The 26,732-nt window shown below is 56.1% G+C and carries 23 protein-coding genes, 2 tRNA genes and 1 rRNA gene; 20 read left to right on the top strand and 6 right to left on the bottom strand.

Features of this window, described 5'->3' with window-relative positions:
- The 3 genes from rrf to UTO39_RS20225 all read left to right on the top strand — a co-directional run.
- Nucleotides 1-103: ribosomal RNA gene (gene rrf, locus UTO39_RS20235) — 5S ribosomal RNA — on the top strand; the annotation flags it as partial.
- A gap of 56 nt (nt 104-159) precedes the next feature.
- Nucleotides 160-236: transfer RNA gene (locus UTO39_RS20230), tRNA-Asp, on the top strand.
- A gap of 54 nt (nt 237-290) precedes the next feature.
- Nucleotides 291-366: transfer RNA gene (locus UTO39_RS20225), tRNA-Trp, on the top strand.
- A 99-nt stretch (nt 367-465) separates the two neighbouring features.
- Here the strand turns inward: UTO39_RS20225 and hdfR are convergent.
- Nucleotides 466-1,287, bottom strand: coding sequence for an HTH-type transcriptional regulator HdfR (gene hdfR / locus UTO39_RS20220; protein WP_253543429.1), 822 nt, complete (start codon nt 1,285-1,287; stop codon nt 466-468).
- 118 nt (nt 1,288-1,405) lie between these two features.
- Here hdfR and UTO39_RS20215 point away from each other — a divergent pair, with 118 nt between their 5' ends.
- The gene (locus UTO39_RS20215) at nt 1,406-1,744 is read left to right on the top strand and encodes a DUF413 domain-containing protein (protein WP_008501577.1); all 339 of its coding nucleotides are present in this window, start codon (nt 1,406-1,408) and stop codon (nt 1,742-1,744) included.
- A 25-nt stretch (nt 1,745-1,769) separates the two neighbouring features.
- Here the strand turns inward: UTO39_RS20215 and UTO39_RS20210 are convergent, their stop codons facing one another.
- Entirely contained in the window at nt 1,770-3,290 is a 1,521-nt protein-coding gene (locus tag UTO39_RS20210) for a YifB family Mg chelatase-like AAA ATPase (RefSeq protein ID WP_320727915.1), read from the bottom strand.
- A gap of 342 nt (nt 3,291-3,632) precedes the next feature.
- Here UTO39_RS20210 and ilvL point away from each other — a divergent pair, with 342 nt between their 5' ends.
- The 6 genes from ilvL (at nt 3,633) to ilvA (ending at nt 10,183) form a co-directional block, all read left to right on the top strand.
- Nucleotides 3,633-3,731, top strand: a complete 99-nt coding sequence (gene ilvL / locus UTO39_RS20205) for an ilv operon leader peptide (RefSeq protein WP_001311244.1) — start codon at nt 3,633-3,635, stop codon at nt 3,729-3,731.
- Between the two features lie 139 nt (nt 3,732-3,870).
- Entirely contained in the window at nt 3,871-5,517 is a 1,647-nt protein-coding gene (gene ilvG / locus UTO39_RS20200; RefSeq protein ID WP_320727914.1) for an acetolactate synthase 2 catalytic subunit, read from the top strand.
- The gene (gene ilvM, locus UTO39_RS20195) at nt 5,514-5,777 is read left to right on the top strand and encodes an acetolactate synthase 2 small subunit (protein ID WP_003860184.1); all 264 of its coding nucleotides are present in this window, start codon (nt 5,514-5,516) and stop codon (nt 5,775-5,777) included. The genes ilvG and ilvM overlap by 4 nt, the downstream gene beginning before the upstream one ends.
- An 18-nt stretch (nt 5,778-5,795) precedes the next feature.
- Complete coding sequence (gene ilvE / locus UTO39_RS20190; protein WP_023326297.1) at nt 5,796-6,725, top strand: branched-chain-amino-acid transaminase; 930 nt, start codon at nt 5,796-5,798, stop codon at nt 6,723-6,725.
- A 60-nt stretch (nt 6,726-6,785) separates the two neighbouring features.
- Entirely contained in the window at nt 6,786-8,636 is a 1,851-nt protein-coding gene (ilvD, locus tag UTO39_RS20185) for a dihydroxy-acid dehydratase (RefSeq protein ID WP_061096743.1), read from the top strand.
- 2 nt (nt 8,637-8,638) lie between these two features.
- Nucleotides 8,639-10,183 (top strand): threonine ammonia-lyase, biosynthetic, encoded by a 1,545-nt coding sequence (gene ilvA / locus UTO39_RS20180; RefSeq protein ID WP_154643336.1) that lies wholly within the window; start codon nt 8,639-8,641, stop codon nt 10,181-10,183.
- Here ilvA and ilvY read toward each other — a convergent pair.
- Nucleotides 10,180-11,070: an HTH-type transcriptional activator IlvY gene (gene ilvY / locus UTO39_RS20175; RefSeq protein WP_061099607.1), complete on the bottom strand. Its 891-nt coding sequence runs from the start codon at nt 11,068-11,070 to the stop codon at nt 10,180-10,182. The genes ilvA and ilvY overlap by 4 nt on opposite strands.
- A gap of 152 nt (nt 11,071-11,222) precedes the next feature.
- Here ilvY and ilvC point away from each other — a divergent pair, with 152 nt between their 5' ends.
- Nucleotides 11,223-12,698 carry a ketol-acid reductoisomerase gene (ilvC, locus tag UTO39_RS20170; RefSeq protein ID WP_021242831.1) on the top strand — a complete coding sequence of 492 codons (1,476 nt, stop codon included), beginning with the start codon at nt 11,223-11,225 and terminating at the stop codon, nt 12,696-12,698.
- A gap of 93 nt (nt 12,699-12,791) precedes the next feature.
- On the opposite strand, the gene ppiC is transcribed toward ilvC, so the two are convergent.
- Nucleotides 12,792-13,073, bottom strand: coding sequence for a peptidylprolyl isomerase PpiC (ppiC, locus tag UTO39_RS20165; RefSeq protein ID WP_008501570.1), 282 nt, complete (start codon nt 13,071-13,073; stop codon nt 12,792-12,794).
- Nucleotides 13,074-13,158: 85 nt separating this feature from the next.
- Here ppiC and rep point away from each other — a divergent pair, with 85 nt between their 5' ends.
- A complete protein-coding gene (gene rep / locus UTO39_RS20160; protein WP_028014817.1) occupies nt 13,159-15,183 on the top strand; it encodes a DNA helicase Rep in 2,025 nt (674 codons plus the stop codon).
- Between the two features lie 51 nt (nt 15,184-15,234).
- Here rep and gppA read toward each other — a convergent pair whose 3' ends face one another.
- Nucleotides 15,235-16,719, bottom strand: a complete 1,485-nt coding sequence (gene gppA / locus UTO39_RS20155) for a guanosine-5'-triphosphate,3'-diphosphate diphosphatase (protein WP_320727917.1) — start codon at nt 16,717-16,719, stop codon at nt 15,235-15,237.
- Nucleotides 16,720-16,725: 6 nt separating this feature from the next.
- Nucleotides 16,726-17,994, bottom strand: coding sequence for an ATP-dependent RNA helicase RhlB (rhlB, locus tag UTO39_RS20150; RefSeq protein ID WP_032644815.1), 1,269 nt, complete (start codon nt 17,992-17,994; stop codon nt 16,726-16,728).
- A 144-nt stretch (nt 17,995-18,138) separates the two neighbouring features.
- On the opposite strand from rhlB, the gene trxA reads away from it, so the two are divergent.
- From trxA to rffA, 8 genes are all read left to right on the top strand, one after another.
- Nucleotides 18,139-18,468: a thioredoxin TrxA gene (gene trxA / locus UTO39_RS20145; protein ID WP_004386384.1), complete on the top strand. Its 330-nt coding sequence runs from the start codon at nt 18,139-18,141 to the stop codon at nt 18,466-18,468.
- A 344-nt stretch (nt 18,469-18,812) separates the two neighbouring features.
- On the top strand, nt 18,813-20,072 hold the full coding sequence (rho, locus tag UTO39_RS20140; protein ID WP_008501566.1) for a transcription termination factor Rho: 1,260 nt from the start codon (nt 18,813-18,815) through the stop codon (nt 20,070-20,072).
- Between the two features lie 241 nt (nt 20,073-20,313).
- Nucleotides 20,314-21,417 carry a UDP-N-acetylglucosamine--undecaprenyl-phosphate N-acetylglucosaminephosphotransferase gene (wecA, locus tag UTO39_RS20135; RefSeq protein WP_061096746.1) on the top strand — a complete coding sequence of 368 codons (1,104 nt, stop codon included), beginning with the start codon at nt 20,314-20,316 and terminating at the stop codon, nt 21,415-21,417.
- A gap of 13 nt (nt 21,418-21,430) precedes the next feature.
- On the top strand, nt 21,431-22,477 hold the full coding sequence (wzzE, locus tag UTO39_RS20130; protein ID WP_266180013.1) for an ECA polysaccharide chain length modulation protein: 1,047 nt from the start codon (nt 21,431-21,433) through the stop codon (nt 22,475-22,477).
- A 56-nt stretch (nt 22,478-22,533) separates the two neighbouring features.
- Complete coding sequence (wecB, locus tag UTO39_RS20125) at nt 22,534-23,664, top strand: non-hydrolyzing UDP-N-acetylglucosamine 2-epimerase (protein WP_266180014.1); 1,131 nt, start codon at nt 22,534-22,536, stop codon at nt 23,662-23,664.
- Nucleotides 23,661-24,923, top strand: coding sequence for a UDP-N-acetyl-D-mannosamine dehydrogenase (gene wecC, locus UTO39_RS20120; protein ID WP_320727913.1), 1,263 nt, complete (start codon nt 23,661-23,663; stop codon nt 24,921-24,923). The genes wecB and wecC overlap by 4 nt, the downstream gene beginning before the upstream one ends.
- Nucleotides 24,920-25,597: a dTDP-4-amino-4,6-dideoxy-D-galactose acyltransferase gene (gene rffC / locus UTO39_RS20115; RefSeq protein ID WP_151413023.1), complete on the top strand. Its 678-nt coding sequence runs from the start codon at nt 24,920-24,922 to the stop codon at nt 25,595-25,597. Before wecC ends, rffC begins: the two co-directional genes overlap by 4 nt.
- Before the next feature lie 4 nt (nt 25,598-25,601).
- Nucleotides 25,602-26,732 (top strand): dTDP-4-amino-4,6-dideoxygalactose transaminase, encoded by a 1,131-nt coding sequence (gene rffA, locus UTO39_RS20110; RefSeq protein ID WP_320727912.1) that lies wholly within the window; start codon nt 25,602-25,604, stop codon nt 26,730-26,732.

The following is a 26,732-nucleotide window of genomic DNA, read 5'->3' as shown; positions in this document are numbered from 1 at the left end:
GCGCGGTGGTCCCACCTGACCCCATGCCGAACTCAGAAGTGAAACGCCGTAGCGCCGATGGTAGTGTGGGGTCTCCCCATGTGAGAGTAGGGAACTGCCAGGCATCAAATTGAGTAGTAAACCGGTGCATTAATCCGGTGGTTACAAGCAGTCTTCGGTGGAGCGGTAGTTCAGTCGGTTAGAATACCTGCCTGTCACGCAGGGGGTCGCGGGTTCGAGTCCCGTCCGTTCCGCCACTTATTAAGACGTTAAGCCTGCCAGTAATGGCAGGCTTAATGGCAAAAAACTTTAGGGGCGTAGCTCAGTTGGTAGAGCACCGGTCTCCAAAACCGGGTGTCGCGAGTTCGAGTCTCTCCGCCCCTGCCATATAGAATCCTTTGCTTCGGCAAAGGATTTTTTTTTGCCTGAAACCTGGTGAAACTTCACCATTCTTAAATGCAGCCAGCATCCCTGCTGGCCTCAGCATCAATCCATTATATTGATTTTTAATAGATCTTTTATCTGCGATTGCTTGTCGCTATTTTGCAGCCAAATTGCATACAGCGGCCGCGAAAGGGTGGTGGAATCCACCACGGTATGCAGTCCAGGCCTGGTGTCTGCCCAACGGACTGGTAACCAGGTGCAACCCTTCAACAGGGGAAGTTGCTGACAGGCAATCTCGGCAGAACTGGTTGTTAACTGTGGAACATCATCAGGTGCAATCAATCCCGTCTCATGCTGCTGAAAATCAGGTCCCCACTCCAGCCGCAAATAGTTCAGGTCTGCTTTCATCATTGAGGGTTCAGAAGCATAAAGAGCCAGACCGAACTGCCCTACAATCTGGCTGCTAAATTCGTCCATCTTGGGGGCTTCTGTTGTAATAAGCAGATCCAGCTGACGCTCATGGAGTTGCTTAACCAGCGACTGACGTTGCGCAATTCTGGCTTCAAATTGTAAATGGCCATGGGAGTGATATAGCCGGGTAAGCCACTGACTGAGCATGCATTCCCACAGAGATGCGCTGGCCCCTATCGAGAACTCGTTGTGCCTCGACGTATGCGCAACCTCTTTGCGCGCTGCCTGCCAGGTATTCATCAATGTCTCCGCATACGGAAGCAGTTTTTCACCGGCAGGCGTGAGACGGATGTTGTTGCGATGGCGGGTAAAAAGATTCACACCCAGTTGATTTTCCAGCTGTCGAATACGAAAACTGACTGCTGACTGCGTCAGGTAAAGGGCTTCAGCGGCTCGCCCGAAGTGACGCGTTCTGCTCACTTCAAGGAAAGTTTTTAGCAATTCCGTATCCACATCTTTCTCCGCAAAATAATTTGTCGTTATGATTTAAATGTTTTGTTTTACACTCTGTCAAGCGTAACTAATACTCCGCGCCATAAATAGCTCGGCCAAAGAATTAGGAGCGTGTAGGATGGCGGAAAGCTTTACGACGACTAATCGTTTTTTCGACAATAAACATTATCCGCGCGGGTTCTCTCGTCACGGCGATTTCACCATCAAAGAGGCGCAGCTGCTTGAGCGTCATGGTTATGCCTTTAACGAGCTGGATCTGGGTAAACGTGAGCCTGCAACTGAAGATGAAAAGCAGTTTGTTTCAGTGTGCCGTGGTGAGCGTGAGCCGCAGTCTGAAGCAGAACGTGTATGGATCAAGTACATGGCTCGCATTAAGCGTCCAAAACGTTTCCATACGCTGTCTGGCGGTAAACCGCAGATGGAAGGTGCAGAAGACTACACCGAGTCTGACGACTAATAAAAAAGGGGCTGCGGCCCCTTTTTTATGCCAGTAACTTTTGCAGATGCAAAAGCAAACGATCGATCGCCCGATAGCTCAGCGCCTCCTGCAAGTGTTTCCTCTCAATGTCAGCACAGCCCTCCACGTCCGCAATGGTTCTGGCCACTTTCAATAAACGCTGCCACGCACGTATGGAAAGCCCAAAGCGCGTCAACGTCTCCTCCAGCCACGCCGCATCGTCAACGTCAAGAGAACAAAACTGTCGGATCCCGGCATTATCCAGCCGTGCATTCAGCCTGTTTTGACGGGCATACTGTCGCGCCTGCGCCGCGATAACCCGCTCGCGAACGTGCGCGGAGCTTTCACCCAGTCTATCGGTCTGCCTGAGCAGGCCCGGCGGCGGAAGGGGGATTTCCAGTGATAAATCGAAACGGTCGAGAAACGGGCCAGACAGCTTTCCCAGATAGCGCAGCGTCTGCTCTGGCGTACAGCGGTTATGGTTGCCCTGATAATGCCCCGTCGGGCTGGGGTTCATCGCCGCCACGAGCTGAAAACGGGCGGGATAGCTTATTTTGGCTCGCGTGCGTGAGATATGTATCTCACCGGATTCAATGGGCTCCCTCAGTGCATCCAGCACGCGGCGCTCAAATTCAGGCAGCTCATCGAGAAACAGAATGCCATTGTGTGCCAGCGAGATCTCACCCGGCCCCGGAATAGACCCACCGCCGACCATTGCCGTCAGCGAAGCGCTATGATGCGGGGAACGAAAGGGACGCCGACGCCACTGTTTGTGCAACGACGTCGAACCGATCAGGCTGTAGATGGCGGCGCTTTCCAGCGCTTCATGGTTATTAAGCGGCGGGAGCAACCCGCTCAGCCTGCTTGCCAGCATGGTTTTGCCCGTACCCGGCGGGCCAATCAGCAGAAGATTGTGACCACCCGCTGCCGTAATCTCCAGCGCCCGTTTCCCTTGCTCCTGTCCCATGATCTCGCTGAGGTCTTCTGGCGCATCCGCTATAGCCTCGTCACATTCTTCCGGCTCGGACAGTTCATGGCGGCCTTCCAGCCAGGCGCACACTTCCTGAAGATGCCCGGCGATGAGGCATCCTTTTTCTGCAATAAGACTCACTTCTGATGCGTTTTCATTGGCCACAACGATTTGCCGCCCTGCACGTATGGCTTCCAGCGCTCCCGATATCGCACCGGGAACGCCTCTCAGCGCGCCTGTGAGCGCGAGTTCACCCATGAACTCATACGAGCCTAGCCTGGTCGTATTAAGCTGCTCAGAAGCCGCGAGAAGCGCAATTGCGATAGGTAAATCGTATCGACCACCCTCTTTGGGCAGGTCGGCGGGAGCAAGGTTGATGGTGATCTTCTTTGCGGGGAAGGTATAACCGCTGTTTATTATTGCGCTACGAACGCGGTCCCGGGCCTCTTTGACCGTGGTTTCAGGTAACCCGACAAGCGTGAGTCCGGGCAGCCCATTACTCAAATGAACCTCAACGGAAATAAGCGGAGCCTTTACCCCGAGAGCCGCTCGCGTATAAACAACTGACAGTGACATTTGTACTACCTCCTGGTGTGACTATGCCAGTGCCTGTTTTTTCTGTTTAGCGTCTTTTTACGTATTTACGCCGCCTGTTCAGAGATTTTCAGGGCGCAGTGAAACTTTTGCCTAATCGTGGAAGAACACTCGCAAAATGTAAAAAGGCGCGCTTTCACGGCCAGGTCCGTAATAAAAAAAATGAAAAATATTCATCCCCTAATTTCCTCATATAAAACAATGCTTTCAGAAAATATGATTCGCTTGCTAACCAAGCTCGTCATAAATAAATCTTGTGTTTGATTTAAAAACTGTGATAACTCTTTAGGTATTCCTTCGAACAAGATGCAAAAAGAACTGAAAATGACAGCCCTTCTACGAGTGATTAGCCTGGTCGTGATTAGCGTGGTGGTGATTATTATCCCACCGTGCGGGGCTGCACTTGGACGAGGAAAGGCTTAGAAATCAAGCCTTAACGAACTAAGACCCCCGCACCGAAAGGTCCGGGGGTTTTTTTATGACTAAAAAACTTAAACGAGGAGCAGAGCATGACGACTAGCACAAAATTCTGTTTCTTCAGATTTATGACGGGGAACTAACTATGAATGGGGCACAATGGGTAGTACATGCGTTGCGCGCGCAGGGAGTCGAAACCGTATTTGGTTATCCGGGTGGCGCAATTATGCCGATTTACGATGCACTGTATGACGGCGGCGTGGAACACCTCTTGTGCCGACACGAGCAGGGCGCAGCGATGGCAGCCATTGGCTATGCCCGCGCGACAGGTAAAACCGGTGTATGCATGGCGACTTCAGGTCCGGGCGCAACGAACCTGATCACCGGCCTGGCTGACGCGCTGCTCGATTCCGTCCCCGTCGTGGCGATCACCGGTCAGGTGGCCTCTCCGTTCATCGGTACCGATGCCTTCCAGGAAGTGGACGTCATCGGCTTATCGCTGGCCTGCACCAAGCACAGCTTCCTCGTTCAATCTCTCGAAGAGCTGCCGCGCGTGATGGCTGAAGCGTTCGAGGTTGCCATCTCTGGCCGTCCTGGCCCGGTTCTGGTGGATATCCCGAAAGATATCCAGGTTGCACTTGGCGATCTGGAGCCGCACTTCTCTACCGTTGAAAGCAACGATGCGTTCCCGCAGGCAGACGTTGAAGAGGCGCGCCAGATGATGGCGCAGGCGAAGCAGCCGATGCTGTACGTCGGCGGTGGGGTAGGCATGGCGCAGGCCGTTCCTGCCCTGCGCGAATTTATCGCTGTGACGCAGATGCCCGCTACCTGCACGCTGAAAGGTCTGGGCGCAGTCGACGCGGACTACCCGTACTACCTCGGCATGCTGGGAATGCACGGCACCAAGGCGGCAAACCTGGCGGTGCAGGAGTGCGATCTGCTCATTGCCGTGGGGGCTCGTTTTGACGACCGCGTCACCGGCAAGCTGAATACCTTCGCGCCGAATGCCAAAGTGATCCATATTGATATCGATCCGGCGGAGATGAACAAGCTGCGTCAGGCGCACGTCGCGCTGCAGGGCGATCTCAACGCGCTGTTACCGGCACTACAGCAGCCGCTGGATATCGACGCATGGCGTCAGCACACCGCGGACATGCGCGCGGAGCACGCCTGGCGTTACGACCACCCCGGCGAGGCCATCTACGCGCCGCTGCTGTTGAAACAGCTGTCCGACCGTAAACCCGCAGACAGCGTGGTGACGACGGATGTGGGCCAGCATCAGATGTGGTCCGCCCAGCACATGACCTACACCCGCCCGGAAAACTTCATCACCTCCAGCGGCTTAGGCACCATGGGCTTCGGTCTGCCGGCCGCCGTCGGCGCACAGGTAGCCCGCCCGAACGATACCGTAATCTGTATCTCCGGTGACGGCTCCTTCATGATGAACGTTCAGGAGCTCGGCACCGTGAAGCGCAAGCAGTTACCACTGAAGATCGTGCTGCTCGATAACCAGCGTTTAGGGATGGTTCGCCAGTGGCAGCAGCTGTTCTTCCAGGAGCGTTACAGCGAAACAACCCTGACCGATAACCCCGATTTCCTCACCCTGGCCAGCGCCTTCGGCATTCCTGGCCAGCACATCACCCGTAAAGACCAGGTTGAAGCGGCACTCGACACCATGCTGTCAAGCGAAGGGCCATACCTGCTTCATGTCTCAATCGACGAGCTTGAGAACGTCTGGCCGTTGGTACCGCCCGGTGCCAGTAACTCACAAATGCTGGAGAAATTATCATGATGCAACATCAGGTCGCCGTGCAGGCTCGCTTCAACCCGGAAACCTTAGAGCGCGTTTTGCGCGTGGTCCGTCACCGTGGCTTTCAGATTTGCTCTATGAATATGGAAACGGCCACCGACGCGCAAAACATCAGTATCGAATTAACCGTTGCCAGCCCGCGGCCGGTCGACTTACTGTTTAGTCAGTTATCAAAGCTGGTAGACGTTGCCCATGTTGCCATCTGCCAGAGCACAACCACATCACAACAAATCCGCGCTTGAGCGCGACAGGACGAAAAAATGACGACAAAAAAAGCTGATTACATTTGGTTCAATGGTGAGATGGTTCGCTGGGAGGACGCGAAAGTCCACGTGATGTCCCACGCGCTGCACTACGGTACCTCCGTGTTTGAAGGCATCCGTTGCTACGATTCTCACAAAGGGCCAGTGGTGTTCCGCCATCGCGAACACATGCAGCGTCTGCATGACTCAGCCAAAATTTATCGTTTCCCGGTTTCTCAAAGCGTTGATGAGCTGATGGAAGCCTGCCGCGATGTGATCCGTAAGAACAACCTGACCAGCGCCTATATTCGTCCGCTGGTCTTCGTGGGCGACGTCGGCATGGGCGTAAACCCACCAGCGGGCTATAACACCGATGTGATCATTGCCGCGTTCCCATGGGGTGCCTACCTGGGTGCAGAAGCCCTGGAGCAGGGGATCGACGCAATGGTCTCTTCCTGGAACCGCGTGGCGCCTAACACCATCCCGACCGCTGCGAAAGCGGGCGGTAACTACCTCTCCTCACTGCTGGTCGGCAGCGAAGCGCGCCGCCACGGCTATCAGGAAGGTATCGCGCTCGACGTGAATGGCTACATCTCTGAAGGTGCGGGCGAAAACCTGTTTGAAGTGAAAGACGGCATTCTTTTCACCCCGCCGTTCACCTCGTCGGCGCTGCCGGGCATTACCCGCGACGCCATCATCAAGCTGGCGAAAGATCTGGGTATCGAAGTGCGCGAGCAGGTGCTGTCCCGCGAATCCCTGTATCTGGCCGATGAAGTCTTTATGTCCGGCACGGCGGCTGAAATCACGCCGGTGCGCAGCGTAGACGGGATCCAGGTGGGTGAAGGCCGCTGTGGTCCGGTCACCAAACGCATTCAGCAGGCGTTCTTCGGCCTCTTCACCGGCGAAACAGAAGACAAATACGGCTGGTTGGATCAGGTTAATCACTAAGTATAAATTTGGGACGGCACGCACCGTCCCATTAAATAGTCAGACGGGAGTAAATAAAGCATGCCTAAGTATCGTTCAGCCACCACCACCCACGGCCGTAACATGGCGGGAGCCCGCGCGCTGTGGCGCGCCACCGGAATGACCGACGCCGATTTCGGCAAGCCAATTATCGCCGTGGTGAACTCCTTCACCCAGTTTGTACCGGGCCACGTGCACCTGCGCGATCTCGGTAAGCTGGTTGCCGAGCAAATCGAAGCCTCCGGCGGCGTGGCGAAAGAGTTCAACACCATTGCGGTGGATGACGGTATCGCGATGGGTCACGGGGGCATGCTCTATTCGCTGCCGTCGCGCGAGCTGATCGCCGACTCCGTAGAGTATATGGTTAACGCCCACTGCGCCGATGCGATGGTCTGTATCTCCAACTGCGACAAAATCACCCCGGGGATGCTGATGGCCTCCCTGCGCCTGAACATTCCGGTGATCTTCGTCTCCGGCGGCCCGATGGAAGCGGGGAAAACCAAGCTCTCCGATAAAATCATCAAGCTCGACCTGGTCGATGCGATGATCCAGGGCGCGGATCCGAAAGTCTCGGACGAGCAGAGCGATCAGGTGGAACGCTCCGCGTGTCCGACCTGCGGCTCCTGTTCCGGGATGTTCACCGCCAACTCCATGAACTGCCTGACCGAAGCGCTGGGCCTCTCGCAGCCGGGCAACGGCTCGCTGCTGGCGACCCACGCCGACCGCAAGCAGCTGTTCCTCAACGCAGGTAAACGCATCGTTGAGCTGACCAAACGCTACTACGAGCAGGACGACGCCAGCGCGCTGCCGCGCAGCATCGCCAGCAAAGCCGCGTTTGAGAACGCCATGACGCTGGATATTGCCATGGGCGGTTCCACTAACACCGTTCTGCACCTGCTGGCCGCCGCGCAGGAAGCCGAAATCGACTTCACTATGAGCGATATCGACAAGCTCTCCCGCAAAGTGCCGCAGCTGTGTAAGGTCGCGCCGAGCACCCAGAAGTACCATATGGAAGATGTGCACCGCGCGGGTGGCGTCATTGGTATTCTCGGCGAGCTGGATCGTGCCGGGCTGCTGAACCGTGACGTGAAAAACGTGCTCGGCCTGACGCTGCCGGAGTCGCTGGACCAGTACGACGTGATGCTGACCAAAGACGACGCGGTGAAAAAGATGTTCCGCGCCGGCCCTGCCGGTATTCGTACCACCCAGGCGTTCTCGCAGGACTGCCGCTGGGACACCCTGGACGATGACCGCGCCGAAGGCTGCATCCGCTCGCTGGAACACGCCTACAGCAAAGACGGCGGTCTGGCCGTGCTGTACGGTAACTTTGCGGAAAACGGCTGCATCGTGAAAACCGCAGGCGTGGACGACAGCATCCTGAAATTCACCGGTCCGGCGAAAGTGTACGAAAGCCAGGATGAAGCGGTAGACGCCATTCTCGGCGGCAAAGTAGTGGAAGGCGACGTGGTTGTCATTCGCTACGAAGGGCCGAAAGGCGGTCCGGGCATGCAGGAGATGCTCTATCCAACCACCTTCCTGAAATCCATGGGACTCGGTAAAGCCTGTGCGCTGATCACCGACGGGCGTTTCTCCGGCGGCACCTCCGGCCTCTCCATCGGCCACGTTTCCCCGGAAGCGGCAAGCGGCGGCAACATCGCCATCATCGAAGACGGCGACCTGATTGAAATCGATATTCCGAATCGCGGCATCCAGCTGAAGCTGAGCGAGCAGGAGATTGCGGCCCGTCGTGAAGCGCAGGAAGCCCGCGGCGACAAAGCCTGGACCCCGAAAGATCGCCAGCGTGAAGTCTCCTTCGCCCTGCGCGCTTACGCCAGCCTTGCCACCAGTGCAGATAAAGGCGCGGTGCGCGATAAATCTAAACTTGGGGGCTAATGATGGCCGAGTCTCAACCCTTATCCGCCGCCCCCGAGGGGGCGGAATACCTGAGAGCGGTGCTGCGCGCGCCGGTCTATGAAGCCGTGCAGGTCACGCCCCTGCAGAAGATGGAAAAACTCTCTTCGCGCCTCGACAACGTTATTCTGGTGAAGCGCGAAGATCGCCAGCCGGTGCACAGCTTCAAGCTGCGCGGCGCCTACGCGATGATGGCCGGGCTGACCGACGAGCAGAAAGCGCGCGGGGTGATTACCGCGTCGGCGGGTAACCATGCCCAGGGCGTTGCCTTCTCGTCTGCCCGTCTGGGGCTGAAAGCGCTGATCGTGATGCCGGTCGCTACCGCAGACATCAAAGTCGACGCGGTCCGCGGTTTCGGCGGGGAAGTGCTGCTTCACGGTGCCAATTTTGACGAAGCGAAAGCCAAAGCGATCGAGCTGGCGCAGCAGCAGGGCTTCACCTGGGTGCCGCCGTTCGACCACCCGATGGTGATTGCCGGGCAGGGCACGCTGGCGCTTGAGCTGCTGCAGCAGGATGCCCACCTTGACCGCGTCTTCGTTCCGGTGGGCGGCGGCGGGCTGGCGGCGGGCGTGGCGGTGCTGATCAAACAGCTGATGCCGCAGATCAAAGTCATCGCCGTTGAAGCGGAAGACTCTGCCTGCCTGAAGGCGGCGTTGGATGCCGGTCATCCGGTAGACCTGCCGCGCGTTGGGCTGTTTGCCGAGGGCGTGGCGGTGAAGCGCATTGGCGACGAAACCTTCCGCCTGTGCCGGGAATATCTCGACGATATCGTCACCGTAGACAGCGATGCTATCTGCGCGGCGATGAAGGATCTGTTCGAGGACGTGCGTGCGGTGGCGGAACCGTCCGGCGCGCTGGCGCTGGCGGGGATGAAAAAATACATCGCGCAGCACAACATTCGCGGCGAGCGTCTGGCGCACGTGCTTTCCGGCGCCAACGTGAACTTCCACGGCCTGCGCTACGTTTCCGAGCGCTGCGAGCTGGGCGAACAGCGTGAAGCGCTGCTGGCGGTGACCATCCCGGAAGAGAAGGGCAGCTTCCTCAAGTTCTGCCAGCTGCTGGGCGGTCGTTCGGTAACGGAGTTCAACTACCGTTTTGCCGATGCCAAAGATGCCTGCATCTTTGTCGGCGTGCGTCTGAGCCGGGGCGTGGAGGAGCGCAAAGAGATCCTCAGCCTGCTGCATAACGGCGGCTACAGCGTGGTCGATCTTTCTGACGACGAGATGGCAAAGCTGCACGTGCGTTACATGGTTGGCGGTCGTCCCTCAAAGCCGCTCCAGGAACGTCTGTTCAGCTTCGAGTTCCCGGAATCACCGGGCGCGCTGCTCAAGTTCCTGCACACGCTGGGCACGCACTGGAACATCTCTCTGTTCCACTACCGCAGCCACGGCACCGACTACGGCCGCGTGCTGGCGGCGTTCGAACTGGGCGAGCACGAGCCGGATTTCGAAACGCGGCTGAACGAGCTGGGCTATGAGTGCCATGACGAAACCCATAACCCGGCGTTCAGGTTCTTTCTGGCGGGCTAGTGGTTCGGCAATATCTGCCAGAACGCATCAATAAGCGGCTCATGCAGCCGCTTTTTTTGTGCGCACACGCCAAGCTCAAACGGCGTCTTCTCGTCGCTGCGCTCCAGAATCATCACGCGATTGCGCACCGGTTCCGGGCTGTTTTCCAGCACCACTTCCGGCAGCAGCGCCACGCCGCAGCCGAGCGCCACCATCGACACCATCGCCTCATGGCCGCTGACGGTAGCGTAAATGGACGGGTTGCTGATTTTCTGACGGCGGAACCACAGCTCGATGCGGCGACGCACCGGCCCCTGATCGGCCATGATAAACGGCACCGTTGACCAGTCCGGTTTTTCCACCGAGACCTGATTACGCACCGGGCAGGGCAGCGCCGGGGCAATCAGCACCACCGCCAGATTCTCCAGCATCGAGAACGCCACCGCGCCCGGCAGGGTTTCGGGTTTCCCGGCGATGGCGAGATCCGCTTCGCCGGTCACCACTTTTTCCATTGCGTCGGCGGCATCGCCGGTGGTGAGCTTAATTTCAACCGACGGATGCGCCGCGCGGAAGCGGTCAAGGATCGGCGGCAGATGGCTGTAGGCGGCGGTCACGGAGCAGAAAATATGCAGCTCGCCGGAAAGCGATGGCCCCTGCTGGTCAATGGCGTGCCGCAGCTGCTGGTACTGCAACAGCGTCTGCTGGGCAAAGATGCGCAGCTCTTCTCCCGCTTCCGTGAGGGTGACGGTACGGTTATCGCGCACGAAGAGCGGCTGGCCGAGGTCTTCCTCGAGGCGCTGGATCTGGCGCGAAAGCGTGGAGGGGCTAACGTGCATCGCCCGGGCGCTGCGGCCAAAGTGGCGGCTTTCCGCCAGATGCAGGAACATTTTTAGATCGCGTAAATCCACCGATTCCACTCCCTCATTTTACATTGCAAAAATTGCAATGTGATGTTGTGAATATATCAATTTCCGCAATAAATTTCCTGTTGTAATGTGGGTACATTCTCGCTGAAACGCGAACCGAACAATAAGACACACAACATCACGAGGTATCACCCATGGCTAACTACTTTAATACACTGAACTTGCGCCAGCAGCTGGCGCAGCTGGGCAAATGCCGCTTCATGGCGCGCGATGAATTTGCCGATGGCGCGAGCTACCTTCAGGGTAAAAAAGTGGTCATCGTCGGCTGTGGCGCACAGGGTCTGAACCAGGGCCTGAACATGCGTGACTCCGGTCTGGATATCTCCTACGCCCTGCGTAAAGAAGCGATTGCCGAGAAGCGCGCTTCCTGGCGTAAAGCGACCGAAAACGGCTTCAAAGTGGGTACCTACGAAGAGCTGATCCCGCAGGCGGATCTGGTTGTTAACCTGACGCCAGACAAGCAGCACTCCGACGTAGTGCGTTCCGTACAGCCGCTGATGAAAGACGGCGCCGCGCTGGGTTACTCCCACGGCTTCAACATCGTTGAGGTGGGCGAGCAGATCCGTAAAGACATCACCGTAGTGATGGTGGCACCGAAGTGCCCGGGTACGGAAGTACGCGAAGAGTACAAGCGTGGTTTCGGCGTGCCGACGCTTATCGCAGTTCACCCGGAAAACGATCCGAAAGGCGAAGGCATGGCGATTGCCAAAGCGTGGGCTGCGGCGACTGGCGGCCACCGCGCGGGCGTTCTGGAATCTTCCTTCGTGGCTGAAGTGAAATCTGATCTGATGGGCGAGCAGACCATTCTGTGTGGCATGCTGCAGGCGGGTTCTCTGCTCTGCTTCGATAAGCTGGTGGAAGAAGGTACTGACCCGGCATACGCAGAAAAACTGATTCAGTTCGGCTGGGAAACCATCACCGAAGCGCTGAAGCAGGGTGGGATTACGCTGATGATGGATCGCCTGTCCAACCCGGCAAAACTGCGTGCTTACGCGCTGTCTGAACAGCTGAAAACCATTATGGCACCGCTGTTCCAGAAACACATGGACGACATCATCTCCGGCGAATTCTCTTCCGGCATGATGGCGGACTGGGCCAACGACGACAAAAAACTGCTGACCTGGCGTGAAGAGACCGGTAAAACCGCGTTCGAAACCGCGCCGCAGTATGAAGGTAAAATCGGCGAGCAGGAGTACTTCGATAAAGGCGTACTGATGATTGCGATGGTGAAAGCAGGCGTTGAGCTGGCGTTCGAAACCATGGTGGATTCCGGCATCATTGAAGAGTCTGCGTACTACGAATCTCTGCACGAGCTGCCGCTGATCGCGAACACCATCGCCCGTAAGCGTCTGTACGAAATGAACGTGGTTATCTCTGATACCGCAGAATACGGTAACTACCTGTTCTCTTACGCCTGCGTACCGCTGCTGAAAGAGTTCATGACCACCCTGCAGACGGGCGATCTGGGCAAAGCAATTGCGGAAGGTGCGGTAGACAACGCGCAGCTGCGCGACGTAAACGAAGCGATTCGCAGCCACCAGATCGAGAAAGTGGGCCACAAACTGCGTGGCTACATGACCGATATGAAACGTATCGCGGTAGCAGGTTAACATCAGGTGCGGGCTGATGCCCTCACCCCGCCCCTCTCCCACCGGGAGAGGGTGCAAACATTAAAGGCCTTCTCTTAGAGAAGGCCTTGCTGTTTATTTCCGATACAAGACCTTGATCACGTGATAACCGAACTGCGTATGCAGTGGGCCAGTCGGCTCCAGCACCGGGCAGGAGAAGACCACTTTATCGAACGCCGGAACCATCTGACCCTGACGGAATTCGCCTAAATCGCCGCCACGCTTGCCTGACGGACAAATAGAGTGCTTCTTCGCCAGCTTGCCGAAGTCGGCGCCGTTTTTGATCTGCTCCAGAAGATCCAGAGCCAGTTTCTCTTCTTTAACAAGGATATGCAGTGCTGCTGCTGTTTTTGCCATGATCGTGCCTTGAGTGGTATGGATTAGGCTCGCTATACTACCACGCTGTTATTCTCCCCTCCTGACTTTCATTGAGCGATCATTTATGCGTTTAAACCCCGGACAACAACAAGCCGTCGAATTTGTCACCGGACCGTGTCTGGTACTGGCGGGCGCAGGATCCGGTAAAACGCGCGTCATCACCAATAAGATTGCGCACCTGATCCGCGGCTGCGGCTATCAGGCCCGCCACATTGCGGCGGTTACCTTTACCAACAAAGCGGCGCGCGAGATGAAAGAGCGTGTCGGCCAGACGCTGGGTCGCAAAGAGGCGCGCGGGCTGATGATCTCCACCTTCCACACGCTGGGGCTGGATATCATTAAGCGTGAATATGCCGCGTTGGGGATGAAATCCAACTTTTCGCTGTTCGATGACACTGACCAGGTGGCGTTGCTTAAAGAGCTCACCGAGGGGCTGATCGAAGATGATAAGGTGCTGTTGCAGCAGCTGATCTCCACGATCTCAAACTGGAAAAACGATCTGATGACCCCGGCCCAGGCCGCGGCGATCGCCAAAGGCGAACGGGATCGTATCTTCGCCCACTGCTACGGTCTGTACGACGCGCACATGAAAGCGTGCAACGTGCTGGACTTCGACGATCTGATCCTCCTGCCGACGCTGCTTTTACAGCGAAATGAAGAGGTGCGCGAGCGCTGGCAGAACAAAATTCGCTACCTGCTGGTGGACGAATATCAGGACACCAACACCAGCCAGTACGAGCTGGTGAAGCTGCTGGTGGGGCAGCGCGCGCGCTTCACCGTGGTAGGCGACGACGACCAGTCAATTTACTCCTGGCGCGGCGCACGCCCGCAAAACCTGGTGCTGCTGAGCAAAGATTTTCCCGCGCTGCAGGTGATTAAGCTGGAGCAGAACTACCGCTCCTCCGGGCGCATCCTGAAGGCGGCAAACATCCTGATTGCCAATAACCCGCACGTGTTTGAAAAGCGTCTCTTCTCCGAGCTGGGCTACGGTACGGAGCTGAAGGTGCTCAGCGCCAATAATGAAGAGCATGAGGCGGAGCGCGTGACGGGCGAACTGATCGCCCACCACTTCGTCAATAAAACTGAATATAAGGATTACGCGATCCTCTATCGCGGCAATCACCAGTCGCGCGTCTTTGAAAAGATGCTGATGCAGAACCGCATTCCGTACAAAATTTCCGGCGGCACCTCGTTCTTCTCACGGCCAGAAATTAAAGATCTGCTGGCCTATCTGCGCGTGCTCACGAACCCGGATGACGACAGCGCGTTTCTGCGCATCGTGAATACACCAAAGCGCGAGATTGGTCCGGCGACGCTGCAAAAGCTGGGTGAATGGGCGATGACCCGCAATAAGAGCCTGTTTACCGCCAGCTTTGATATGGGGTTGAGCCAGACGCTGACGGGGCGCGGGTACGATAATTTAACCCGCTTCACCCACTGGCTTGGCGAAGTACAGCGGCTGGCAGAGCGCGAGCCGGTCGCTGCCGTGCGCGATCTGATCCACGGCATTGACTACGAATCCTGGCTGTACGAAACCTCCGCCAGCCCGAAAGCCGCTGAGATGCGCATGAAAAACGTTAACCAGCTTTTTAGCTGGATGACCGAAATGCTGGAAGGCTCGGAAATTGACGAGCCGATGACGCTGACCCAGGTAGTCACCCGCTTTACCCTGCGCGACATGATGGAGCGCGGCGAGAGTGAAGAAGAGGCCGATCAGGTTCAGCTGATGACGCTGCACGCGTCAAAAGGGCTGGAGTTCCCGTATGTGTATCTTGTCGGTATGGAAGAAGGGTTATTGCCGCACCAGAGCAGCATTGATGAAGATAACGTCGACGAGGAGCGCCGTCTGGCCTACGTGGGGATCACCCGCGCGCAGAAAGAGCTTACGTTCACGCTGTGTAAAGAGCGCCGTCAGTACGGTGAGCTGGTACGCCCTGAGCCGAGTCGTTTCCTGCTGGAACTGCCGCAGGACGATCTTATCTGGGAACAGGAGCGCAAAGTGATTACCGCGGAAGAGCGGATGCACAAAGGGCAGGCTAACGTGGCGAACATTCGCGCCATGCTGGCAAAAGCCAAAGAGAAAGGATAGCGATGCGCAGGCCGGGTAAGTCGAAGCCGCCACCCGGCAGTGTTCAGCGTATTACTTCACCTCAAGTATCCAGTGCACATAGCTCTGCCACTGGCACTCCTGCTCGATCATCTCTGCCCCAAGCGGGTGATTCTCAATCCAGTTTTCCGGCAGCGTCAGCGTCAGCTTCTCGTCTTCGGCTAGCAGATTAATGGCGGGTAACAAATCATCGCGGCGGCGGCTGGCAAACAGAATTGCCAGACGCAGCAGGCGGCACAGATGCTCGGCCACGCGCGGCGGTACGGCATTTTGCTGATGCAAAGAGGAGAGATCGACGGCGTTGGTCTGGTTCAGCAGCAGCGTTGCCAGCAGCTTTTTCTGTGCGGGCGTGTAGCCCGGCAAATCCAGGTTGCGCACCAGATACGCTGCGTGAGCCGGTGCCTGTTTAAAATCAATGCTTAGCCCCACTTCATGCAGCGCGCAGGCGCTCAGCAATAAATCGCGGCTCAGATGATCAAGCTCCCAGGCGTTAGCGACCTGGTCGGCAAAGCGTGATGCCAGCTGCGATACGCGGCCAGCCTGATCGATATCAACCAGAAAACGACGCTGGACGTTGCGCAGAGTGCGGTTGCGGATGTCCTGCTCCACCGACAGATGCAGCATCCCGTAGACCAGACCTTCGCGCAGCGCGCCGCCGGCCAGGGTCATACACTGGATATTTAGTTCGGTGAATATGGCGATCAGAATGGCCAGCCCGCTCGGGAAAACCAGGGCACGTTCCAGCGTAAGACCTTCAATTTCCAGCTCTTCCAGACGTCCGCACTGAATGGCACGCTGTTTAAGCTGCTGAAGTTTGGCAAGCGTGATCCGCTCGTCCATGCCCTGCGCCATCATGATTTCCTGCAGGGCCTGCACGGTACCCGAAGCCCCCACGCAGACTTTCCAGCCGTGATAGCGCAGTTCGTCCATCACCGGGCGTAACACTTCGCGCGCGGCGTTTTCCGCCTCGTCGAAGTTCTCTTTACCCAGATTCCGGTCAGTAAAGTAACGCTCAAGCCAGGTTACGCAGCCCATCGACAGGCTGAACAGCGACGTGGCCTGCGCGCCGGTGCCGGTGACCAGTTCGGTACTGGCACCGCCGATATCCACCACCAGACGGCGATCGTCACCCCCGGTGGTGTGGGCAACGCCCTGGTAGATCAGGCGTGCTTCTTCTTCGCCGCTGATAACCTGAACCGGACACCCCAGAATTTCCTGCGCTTTGGCAATAAAATCTACGGCGTTAACCGCCAGTCGGAGCGTCGCTGTGGCGACGACGGTGATTTGGGCATGCGGGATATCCTGCAGGCGCTCAGCAAAGAGCCGCAGGCACTGCCAGCCACGTTCCATGGCTTCAGGTGAGAGGTAATTATCGCTGCTCAGGCCCGCCGCGAGGCGGACCTTGCGCTTAATGCGCGTCAGCGTTTGTATGCTTCCCGCCACCTCACGCACAACCAGCATATGAAAACTATTCGAACCGAGATCAATTGCCGCATAGAGCGAGGTGGAGCTGAGCATCATGTTTTAACCTGAACGACGACGATTACGCGGTGCGCCGCCTGAACGACGCGGACCATTGCCGGAGCGCGGGCGGGTAAGACGCTTAGGCGGCGGCAGTTCGCTTAACAGCGCTTCCGGATTGTATTTACTCTGCGGAATAGAGTGACCGATGTAGGTCTCAATGGCTGGAAGATTCAGCGCATACTCTTCACACGCAAGGCTAATTGAGTGACCGCTTGCGCCCGCACGACCAGTACGACCGATACGGTGCACGTAGTCTTCGCAGTCGTCTGGCAGATCGTAGTTAAAGACGTGCGTCACGGCCGGAATGTGTAAACCACGTGCCGCTACGTCGGTTGCGACCAGAATATCAAGATCGCCACGGGTGAACTCGTCGAGGATACGCAGGCGTTTTTTCTGCGCCACGTCGCCGGTCAACAGGCCAACGCGGTGACCGTCTGCAGCCAGATGGCCCCAGATGTCTTCACAGCGGTGTTTGGTATTCGCGAAGATAATGGCGCGATCGGGCCACTCTTCTTCAATCAGCGTTTGCAGCAGACGCATTTTCTCTTCATTGGAAGGATAGAAGAGCTCTTCTTTAATGCGATGGCCCGTTTTCTGCTCAGGCTCCACTTCCACATATTCCGCATTGTTCATCTGCTCGAACGCCAGCTCGCGTACGCGATAGGAAAGGGTGGCAGAGAACAGCATGTTCAGGCGCTGATTGGCCGGCGGCATGCGGCGGAACAGCCAGCGGATATCTTTAATGAAGCCCAGATCGTACATACGATCAGCTTCATCGAGCACCACGACCTGGATGGCGCCGAGGTTAATGTGATTCTGTTTGGCGTAGTCGATAAGACGGCCAGTGGTACCGATGAGGATATCCACGCCGCTTTCCAGCACTTTCAGCTGCTTATCGTAGCCGTCGCCGCCATAGGCCAGGCCGAGTTTCAGGCCGGTGGCTTGCGCCAGAGGCTCAGCGTCTGCGTGGATCTGTACCGCCAGTTCTCGCGTCGGGGCCATAATTAGCGCGCGCGGCTGGTTAACTTTGCGGTCTGCAATCGCTGGGTGAGAAAGTAAATAATGAAACGTTGACGTTAAAAACGCCATCGTTTTGCCGGTACCGGTTTGCGCCTGCCCTGCAACATCGCGACCAGCCAGCGTCAGCGGCAGGGCGAGAGCCTGAATGGGCGTGCAGTTATGAAACCCTTTTGTTTCAAGGGCTTCGATCACTTTTGGGTGCAGGGCGAAGTCGGAAAACTTCTGTTCTGTTAAATGTGTTTTGCTCATAGTGTGGTAGAATATCAGCTTACTATTGCTTTACGAAAGCGTATCCGGTGAAATAAAGTCAACCTTTAGTTGGTTAATGCGACATCAACACGTCGTTGGTGGAGACAAAACCAACGTACCAGGCTTATTCCTGTGGAGTTATATATGAGCGATAAAATTATTCACCTGACTGACGACAGTTTTGACACGGACGTACTTAAGGCTGACGGGCTGACCCTCGTCGATTTCTGGGCTGAATGGTGTGGTCCTTGCAAAATGATCGCCCCGATTCTGGATGAGATCGCCGACGAATATCAGGGCAAACTGACGGTTGCCAAGCTGAACATCGACCAGAACCCGGGCACCGCACCAAAATACGGTATCCGTGGCATCCCGACCCTTCTGCTGTTCAAAAACGGCGAAGTGGCGGCGACCAAAGTGGGCGCGCTGTCCAAAGGTCAGCTGAAAGAGTTCCTGGACGCTAACCTGGCGTAAGGTTTCTCCGCTGTGCGTCCAGAGCCCCCGGCTAAATGATGTGGAACTCTGGACGCCCGGCTGAAGTCGTGCTAAGTTAGCTATGACTTCGTTTTAAACATATCTGTTGTTTGAATCTTGTTTTACCCGATACTTCCCGTTGTTGACATGAACAATGCGTGAAGTGGCTAAATTCCGGGCTTGTCACTCAATCCGTCTTGTCGTTTCAGTTCTGCGTTCTTTCCCTGTGACCAGACAGCGAACAGACATGAGGTGATGGCCGCTAAACAGGCATGGATGACCCTGCCATACCATTCACAACATTAAGTTCGAGAATCACCCCGAGTTTAAGAACCCACACCATTATGAATCTTACCGAATTAAAGAATACGCCGGTTTCTGAGCTGATCACTCTCGGCGAAAATATGGGGCTGGAAAACCAGGCTCGTATGCGCAAGCAGGACATCATTTTCGCCATCCTGAAGCAGCACGCTAAGAGTGGCGAAGATATCTTTGGCGACGGTGTGCTGGAGATATTGCAAGACGGATTTGGTTTCCTCCGCTCTGCAGACAGCTCCTACCTCGCCGGCCCTGACGACATCTACGTATCCCCCAGCCAAATCCGCCGTTTCAACCTCCGCACTGGTGACACCATTTCAGGTAAGATTCGTCCTCCTAAAGAGGGTGAACGCTACTTTGCGCTGTTGAAAGTTAATGAAGTTAACTTCGATAAACCAGAAAACTCGCGTAACAAGATCCTCTTTGAGAACTTAACGCCGCTGCACGCGAACTCTCGCCTGCGCATGGAGCGTGGTAACGGTTCTACCGAAGACTTAACCGCGCGCGTTCTGGATCTGGCATCGCCAATCGGTCGTGGCCAGCGTGGTCTGATTGTGGCACCGCCGAAAGCGGGTAAAACCATGCTGCTGCAGAATATCGCGCAGAGCATTGCCTACAACCACCCAGACTGCGTGCTGATGGTGCTGCTGATTGACGAACGTCCGGAAGAAGTAACCGAGATGCAGCGTCTGGTTAAAGGTGAAGTGGTTGCTTCTACCTTCGACGAGCCAGCATCTCGCCACGTTCAGGTTGCGGAAATGGTTATCGAGAAGGCGAAACGCCTGGTTGAGCACAAGAAAGACGTGATCATCCTGCTTGACTCCATCACCCGTCTGGCGCGCGCTTACAACACCGTGGTCCCGGCTTCCGGTAAAGTACTGACCGGTGGTGTAGACGCTAACGCCCTGCATCGTCCGAAGCGTTTCTTCGGTGCCGCGCGTAACGTGGAAGAGGGCGGTAGCCTGACCATCATCGCAACGGCGCTGATCGATACCGGTTCTAAAATGGACGAAGTGATTTACGAAGAATTTAAAGGTACAGGTAACATGGAACTGCACCTTTCTCGTAAGATCGCAGAAAAACGCGTCTTCCCGGCTATCGACTACAACCGTTCCGGTACCCGTAAGGAAGAACTGCTCACCACGCAGGAAGAGCTGCAGAAAATGTGGATCCTGCGCAAAATCATCCATCCAATGGGTGAAATTGACGCGATGGAGTTCCTCATTAACAAACTGGCGATGACCAAAACTAACGACGACTTCTTCGACATGATGAAGCGCTCGTAACGCAAATAAAGCCAGCGAACGCCACGTTTTTACGTGGCGTTTTTCTTTTATGGACTATACGCTAGTAGCGCCTACTCCCAATTTTGACCGGTCAGTGCGACAATAAGATAATTCGCACAGTAAAAACATTAATAGCTTGAATAATAAACAAATGGAATTGTAAGAGGTTTGCTTTATAACTTCAGGCGCGGCGCCTTGATGGTTATACTTCCTTGACTAACATTTGTTGAGAACATCCATTGTGAACCTACTTGATACGTTTACTGAACTAACCAGTATTTTCTTGTTTACCACCTGCTTTTTGTTTCTGGCACGTAAGGTGGCGAAATATCTGGGCTTAGTGGATAAACCCAACTTCCGTAAACGTCATCAAGGCATGATCCCTCTGGTCGGTGGCATCTCTGTTTTTGCGGGGATCTGCTTCACTTTTGCTATTGCAGATTACTATATTCCGCATGCCAGGCTTTATCTCTTATGCTCAGCAGTTCTTGTCGTGATTGGTGCGCTTGACGATAGATACGACATTAGCGTCAAAATCCGCGCTTTCGTTCAGGCTGCTGTCGCTATTGCGATGATGGTGTTTGCTAAGTTGCACTTGAGTAGCCTGGGCTATATTTTCGGGGCCTGGGAGATGGAACTCGGCCCATTCGGTTATTTCCTGACACTTTTTGCCGTGTGGGTGGCGATTAACGCGTTCAACATGGTTGACGGTATTGATGGTTTGCTGGGGGGCCTGTCCTGCGTCTCATTTGCCGCCATTGGTTTCATTTTATGGTTTGATGGGCAATATAGCCTTGCTATGTGGTGTTTCGCCATGATTGCGGCCATCCTGCCTTATATCCTGTTAAATCTCGGCGCATTGGGCCGACGCTATAAAGTCTTCATGGGCGATGCGGGTAGCACGCTTATCGGCTTTACTATCATTTGGATCTTGCTGGAAACTACTCAGGGCGATGTACATCCCATCAGTCCGGTAACAGCTTTATGGATTATCGCCATCCCGTTAATGGATATGGTTGCGATTATGTATCGCCGCCTGCGTAAAGGAATGAGCCCATTCTCTGCTGACCGTCAGCACATTCATCATTTGATCATGCGAGCCGGATTCACTTCCCGGCAGGCATTTGTGCTTATTACGCTGGCGGCTGCTATTCTAGCGGGGATTGGCGTGACGGCGGAATATACGCACTTTGTGCCTGAGTGGGCCATGTTGGTATTGTTCTTGCTAGCATTTTCTCTCTACGGCTACTGCATTAAGCGCGCATGGAAAGTGGCGCGATTCATTAAACGTATTAAGCGCAGGATGCGACGTAACAGTGGCAAAAACACAACATTAACTAAGTAAAACCGGGACTATGATGACTCAACCGTTGGCGGGAGCGAAATCAGTGGTAACAGAGAATGAACTGGACATTCGGGGTTTATTTCGCGTGTTATGGGCAGGCAAACTTTGGATTGCGGGGATCGCGCTGGGGTTTGCACTGTTAGCGCTGGCCTATACGTTCTTTGCAAAACAGGAGTGGAGCGCCACGGCAATCACGGACAGGCCAACGGTTAACATGCTCGGGGGGTACTATTCCCAGCAGCAGTTCCTGCGAAACCTGGATATCAAAGCCAATCTTGCCACACCTGATCAGGCCTCCGTTATGGATGAAGCCTATAAAGAGTTTGTAATGCAGCTGGCCTCGTGGGATACGCGCCGCGACTTCTGGTCCCAGACGGATTACTACAAACAGCGCCGGGTTGATAACACCAAAGCCGACGCCGCGATGCTGGACGATCTGATTAACAATATTCAGTTCATGCCGGGCGATGCGCTGCGTAACGTCAACGACAGCGTCAAGCTGATTGCCGAAACCGCTCCGGATGCCAACAACCTGTTGCGCCAGTACGTCGCGTTTGCCAGCCAGCGTGCCGCAAGCCATCTGAATGAAGAGCTTAAAGGCGCCTGGGCAGCCCGCACTATCCAGATGAAGGCGCAGGTCAAACGTCAGGAAGAGGTGGCAAACGCCATTTTTGCGCGCCGCGTGCATAACATTCAGCAGGCGCTGAAAATTGCGGAACAGCACAACATTTCCCGCACTGAGACGGATGTCCCGGCTGATGAATTGCCTGATTCTGAAATGTTCCTTCTTGGTCGCCCAATGCTGCAGGCGCGTCTGGAAAACCTGCAGGCCGTTGGGCCTGATTTTGACCTCGACTACGATCAAAACCGCGCGATGCTTAATACGCTAAATGTCGGCCCATCCCTGGACCCGCGTTTTCAGACCTATCGTTATTTGAGAACGCCTGAAGAACCTGTAAAACGCGACAGTCCGCGCCGCGCATTCCTGATGATCATGTGGGGGATTGTGGGCGCACTCGTTGGGGCTGGCGTGGCGTTAACGCGTCGTCGTACAAACTAAGAACGCCGTTTACGATGAAGGCTGAGGCCTTCATCGCCTAATCGAAGAGAATCGATGTGAAAGTACTTACCGTATTTGGCACCAGGCCGGAGGCCATTAAGATGGCGCCTCTGGTTCATGCGCTGGCCAGCGATCCTGATATTGAAGCGAAGGTCTGCGTCACGGCCCAGCACCGTGAGATGCTCGATCAGGTCCTAACCCTCTTTTCCATCGTCCCGGATTACGACCTCAATATTATGAAGCCGGGGCAGGGATTGACGGAAATAACCTGCCGCATTCTGCAGGATCTCAAGCCGATCCTGGAGTCATTCAAGCCCGACGTCGTACTGGTGCACGGCGATACCACAACGACGATGGCAACAAGCCTGGCCGCGTTTTACCAGCGTATTCCCGTCGGCCATGTTGAAGCGGGCCTGCGCACCGGCAATCTTTATTCTCCGTGGCCAGAAGAGGCCAACCGTACGCTTACCGGGCATCTGGCGATGTACCACTTTGCGCCAACCGAGAACTCTCGCCAGAACCTGCTGCGTGAAAATGTCGCCGATAACACCATCTTTGTGACCGGCAATACGGTCATTGATGCGTTGATTTGGGTACGCGATCGCGTGCTGGCAAATAGCGATTTGCAGAAAGAGCTTGCTGCCCGCTATCCGTTCCTGAATAACGGTAAAAAAACCATTCTGGTCACTGGCCACCGTCGCGAAAGCTTTGGACGGGGCTTTGAGCAAATCTGTCACGCGCTGGCTGAAATCGCCGCGCAGAACGACGATGTGCAGATTGTCTATCCGGTACACCTTAACCCTAACGTCAGCGAGCCGGTCAACCGCATCCTGGGCCACGTCGAAAACGTCCTGCTGATTGAACCGCAGGACTACATGCCGTTTGTCTGGCTGATGAACCACGCCTGGCTGATCCTCACCGATTCCGGCGGTATTCAGGAAGAAGCGCCCTCTCTTGGCAAGCCGGTGCTGGTGATGCGTGAAACCACTGAGCGTCCGGAAGCGGTTAAAGCCGGGACGGTGCGTCTGGTCGGCACTAACGCACAGCTCATCGTTGAAGAGGTCACGCGCCTTCTGCACGACGATGAAGCGTATCAGGCGATGAGCCGGGCCCATAATCCCTATGGAGACGGGCAGGCTTGTGGCCGTATTTTGCATGCACTTAAACACAATCGGGTATCGCTATGAGTTTTACTACCATCTCTGTCATTGGTCTTGGCTATATTGGCCTGCCCACGGCGGCGGCATTCGCCTCTCGTCAAAAACAGGTTGTCGGTGTGGACATCAACGCACGGGCGGTAGAAACCATTAATCGTGGCGAAATTCATATTGTGGAGCCCGATCTTGACCGCGTGGTGAAAGAGGCGGTTGATGGCGGCTTCCTGCGCGCCAGCACGACGCCAGTGGAAGCGGATGCTTACCTTATCGCCGTCCCAACCCCTTTTAAAGGCGACCACGAGCCGGATATGGCCTACGTCGAGGCCGCGGCAAAATCCATAGCCCCCGTGCTGAAGAAAGGCGCGCTGGTGATCCTGGAGTCAACCTCTCCGGTGGGGGCCACCGAGCAGATGGCGCAGTGGCTTGCAGAAGCGCGTCCTGATTTACGCTTCCCACAGCAGGCCGGCGAGCAGGCGGATATCAACATCGCCTACTGTCCGGAGCGCGTGCTGCCGGGGCAGGTGATGGTCGAACTGATTAAAAACGACCGCGTCATTGGCGGCATGACGCCGGTATGTTCTGAACGCGCCAGCGCACTGTACAAGATTTTCCTGGAAGGCGAATGCGTGGTGACCAACTCCCGCACCGCAGAGATGTGCAAGCTGACGGAAAACAGCTTCCGTGACGTTAACATCGCCTTCGCAAACGAACTGTCGCTGATCTGTGCCGATCAGGGGATTAACGTCTGGGAGTTAATCCGCCTGGCGAATCGCCATCCGCGCGTCAACATTCTCCAGCCTGGCCCGGGGGTGGGCGGCCACTGTATCGCCGTCGACCCGTGGTTTATCGTCGCGCAGAACCCGGCGCAGGCGCGTCTGATTCGCACCGCGCGTGAAGTGAACGACAGCAAACCTCACTGGGTGCTCAACCAGGTTAAAGCAACGGTAGCGGATTGTCTGGCAGAGAGCGGCAAGCGCGCCAGCGAGCTGAAAATTGCCTGCTTTGGTCTGGCATTTAAACCCAACATTGACGATCTGCGCGAAAGCCCGGCGATGGAAATTGCTGAGATGATTGCCGAATGGCACAAGGGCGAAACGCTGGTGGTCGAGCCAAATATTCATGAACTGCCGGCAAAACTGGCGGGGCACTGCACGCTGACGGCGCTGGATGACGCGCTGGCGACGGCGGACGTGCTGGTGCTGCTGGTGGACCACAAAGAGTTTAAAGCGACGTCCGGCGATGCAGTGCGTCAGCAGTATGTGGTTGATACGAAAGGCGTCTGGCGTTGAGTGCACTCCACGGCATGCTTGAATCCCTTGAGTGGGAAAGCGCATTTTTTGCCCGCCCCTCGGCGATAGTCCGCTGGCGCGAGAATGCGCCCGCCCTGCAGGAAGCGGACTTCAGCGCCTGGCAGCGCGTGCAGGCTAAGATCCCGGCGGACCGTGCCGACCTGCTCGACGCGCTACAGCAGCACGGTTTTCAGCTGGTTGAGGGTGAGGTAGACCTTTCCATTGCTCTTACCCGGCACGATGCATCCGGCGCGGAAATTGCAACGGAACAGGACATTCCTGTGCTGCGCCAGATGGCGGCCCGGGCGTTTGCGCAGAGCCGCTTTCGCACACCCTGGTATGCACCTGACGACAGCGGACGTTTCTATGCCCAGTGGATAGAGAATGCGGTCAAAGGTACCTTTGACCACGTCTGCCTGATTTTCCGTGCAGCGAACGGTCAGATTCAGGGATTTGTCTCGCTGCGCAAGCTCAACGAGCGCGAGGCGCGTATTGGCTTATTAGCCGGGCGCGGCATGGGGGAGAAACTCATGCAGGCGGCGCTGCACTGGGCGCAGCAGCAGCAGGTTGAGACGCTGCGGGTGGCGACCCAGGTGGGCAACACCGCCGCGCTTAAACGTTATATTGCGAGTGGTGCCAACATCGACGCCACCGCCTACTGGTTATACAGGTGACAAGATGATTCCATTTAACGCACCACCCGTCGTGGGAACCGAACTCGACTATATGCAGTCTGCCATGGGAAGCGGCAAACTCTGCGGTGACGGCGGTTTTACCCGTCGGTGTCAGCAGTGGATGGAGCAGCGTTTTCGCAGCGCTAAAGTGCTGCTGACCCCGTCCTGCACGGCATCGCTGGAAATGGCGGCCCTGTTGCTGGATATCCAGCCCGGTGATGAAGTGATCATGCCGAGCTATACCTTCGTCTCTACCGCGAACGCATTTGTCCTGCGCGGGGCGAAAATCGTCTTTGTGGATATCCGCCCGGATACCATGAACATTGATGAGACGCTGATTGAAGCGGCGATCACCGACAAAACGCGCGCGATTGTGCCGGTTCACTACGCGGGCGTGGCCTGTGAAATGGACACCATCATGGCGATCGCCAAAAAGCACAGCCTGTTTGTGGTGGAAGATGCCGCGCAGGGCGTGATGTCCACCTACAAGGGGCGCGCACTGGGCACTATCGGCCACATCGGCTGCTTCAGCTTCCACGAAACGAAAAACTACACCGCTGGCGGTGAGGGCGGTGCGACGTTGATTAACGATCGTGCTCTGGTTGAGCGTGCGGAGGTGATCCGTGAAAAAGGCACCAACCGCAGTCAGTTCTTCCGCGGTCAGGTTGATAAGTACACCTGGCGCGATATCGGCTCAAGCTACCTGATGGCGGATCTGCAGGCGGCATACCTGTGGGCACAGCTGGAAGCGGCAGAGCGAATTAATCTCCAGCGCCTGTCCCTGTGGCAAACCTATTACGATGCGCTTGAGCCGCTGGCAAAAGCCGGGCGTATTGAGCTGCCAACGATTCCGGCTGGTTGCGTCCACAATGCCCACATGTTTTACATCAAGCTGCGCGATAACGACGATCGCAGCCAGCTCATCGCCTGGCTAAAAGAAGCCGAAATTATGGCGGTCTTCCACTATATTCCGCTGCACTCCAGCCCGGCGGGGGAAGCGTTTGGGATGTTCGCAGGTGAAGACCGTTACACCACGAAAGAAAGTGAGCGTTTGCTTCGCCTGCCACTGTTCTACAACCTCGCGCCAGTTAACCAGCGTACGGTGATCAATACCCTCCTGAGTTATTTCGGCTGA

It is taken from the genome of Enterobacter sp. 118C5 (assembly GCF_034107645.1).
GTDB lineage: Bacteria > Pseudomonadota > Gammaproteobacteria > Enterobacterales > Enterobacteriaceae > Enterobacter > Enterobacter nematophilus.
The sequence above is the reverse complement of the archived record's forward strand: the minus strand, read 5'-3'. Positions and strand labels throughout refer to the sequence as shown.

Coding starts and splice junctions, on each gene's coding strand:
- rho (WP_008501566.1), top strand. CDS start 18,813: ATGAATCTTACCGAATTAAAGAATACGCCGGTTTCTGAGCTGATCACT.
- ilvD (WP_061096743.1), top strand. CDS start 6,786: ATGCCTAAGTATCGTTCAGCCACCACCACCCACGGCCGTAACATGGCG.
- rep (WP_028014817.1), top strand. CDS start 13,159: ATGCGTTTAAACCCCGGACAACAACAAGCCGTCGAATTTGTCACCGGA.
- ilvG (WP_320727914.1), top strand. CDS start 3,871: ATGAATGGGGCACAATGGGTAGTACATGCGTTGCGCGCGCAGGGAGTC.
- rffA (WP_320727912.1), top strand. CDS start 25,602: ATGATTCCATTTAACGCACCACCCGTCGTGGGAACCGAACTCGACTAT.
- UTO39_RS20215 (WP_008501577.1), top strand. CDS start 1,406: ATGGCGGAAAGCTTTACGACGACTAATCGTTTTTTCGACAATAAACAT.
- ppiC (WP_008501570.1), bottom strand. CDS start 13,073: ATGGCAAAAACAGCAGCAGCACTGCATATCCTTGTTAAAGAAGAGAAA.
- wzzE (WP_266180013.1), top strand. CDS start 21,431: ATGACTCAACCGTTGGCGGGAGCGAAATCAGTGGTAACAGAGAATGAA.
- ilvA (WP_154643336.1), top strand. CDS start 8,639: ATGGCCGAGTCTCAACCCTTATCCGCCGCCCCCGAGGGGGCGGAATAC.
- UTO39_RS20210 (WP_320727915.1), bottom strand. CDS start 3,290: ATGTCACTGTCAGTTGTTTATACGCGAGCGGCTCTCGGGGTAAAGGCT.
- rhlB (WP_032644815.1), bottom strand. CDS start 17,994: ATGAGCAAAACACATTTAACAGAACAGAAGTTTTCCGACTTCGCCCTG.
- gppA (WP_320727917.1), bottom strand. CDS start 16,719: ATGCTCAGCTCCACCTCGCTCTATGCGGCAATTGATCTCGGTTCGAAT.
- wecC (WP_320727913.1), top strand. CDS start 23,661: ATGAGTTTTACTACCATCTCTGTCATTGGTCTTGGCTATATTGGCCTG.
- ilvM (WP_003860184.1), top strand. CDS start 5,514: ATGATGCAACATCAGGTCGCCGTGCAGGCTCGCTTCAACCCGGAAACC.
- ilvC (WP_021242831.1), top strand. CDS start 11,223: ATGGCTAACTACTTTAATACACTGAACTTGCGCCAGCAGCTGGCGCAG.
- ilvE (WP_023326297.1), top strand. CDS start 5,796: ATGACGACAAAAAAAGCTGATTACATTTGGTTCAATGGTGAGATGGTT.
- trxA (WP_004386384.1), top strand. CDS start 18,139: ATGAGCGATAAAATTATTCACCTGACTGACGACAGTTTTGACACGGAC.
- ilvL (WP_001311244.1), top strand. CDS start 3,633: ATGACAGCCCTTCTACGAGTGATTAGCCTGGTCGTGATTAGCGTGGTG.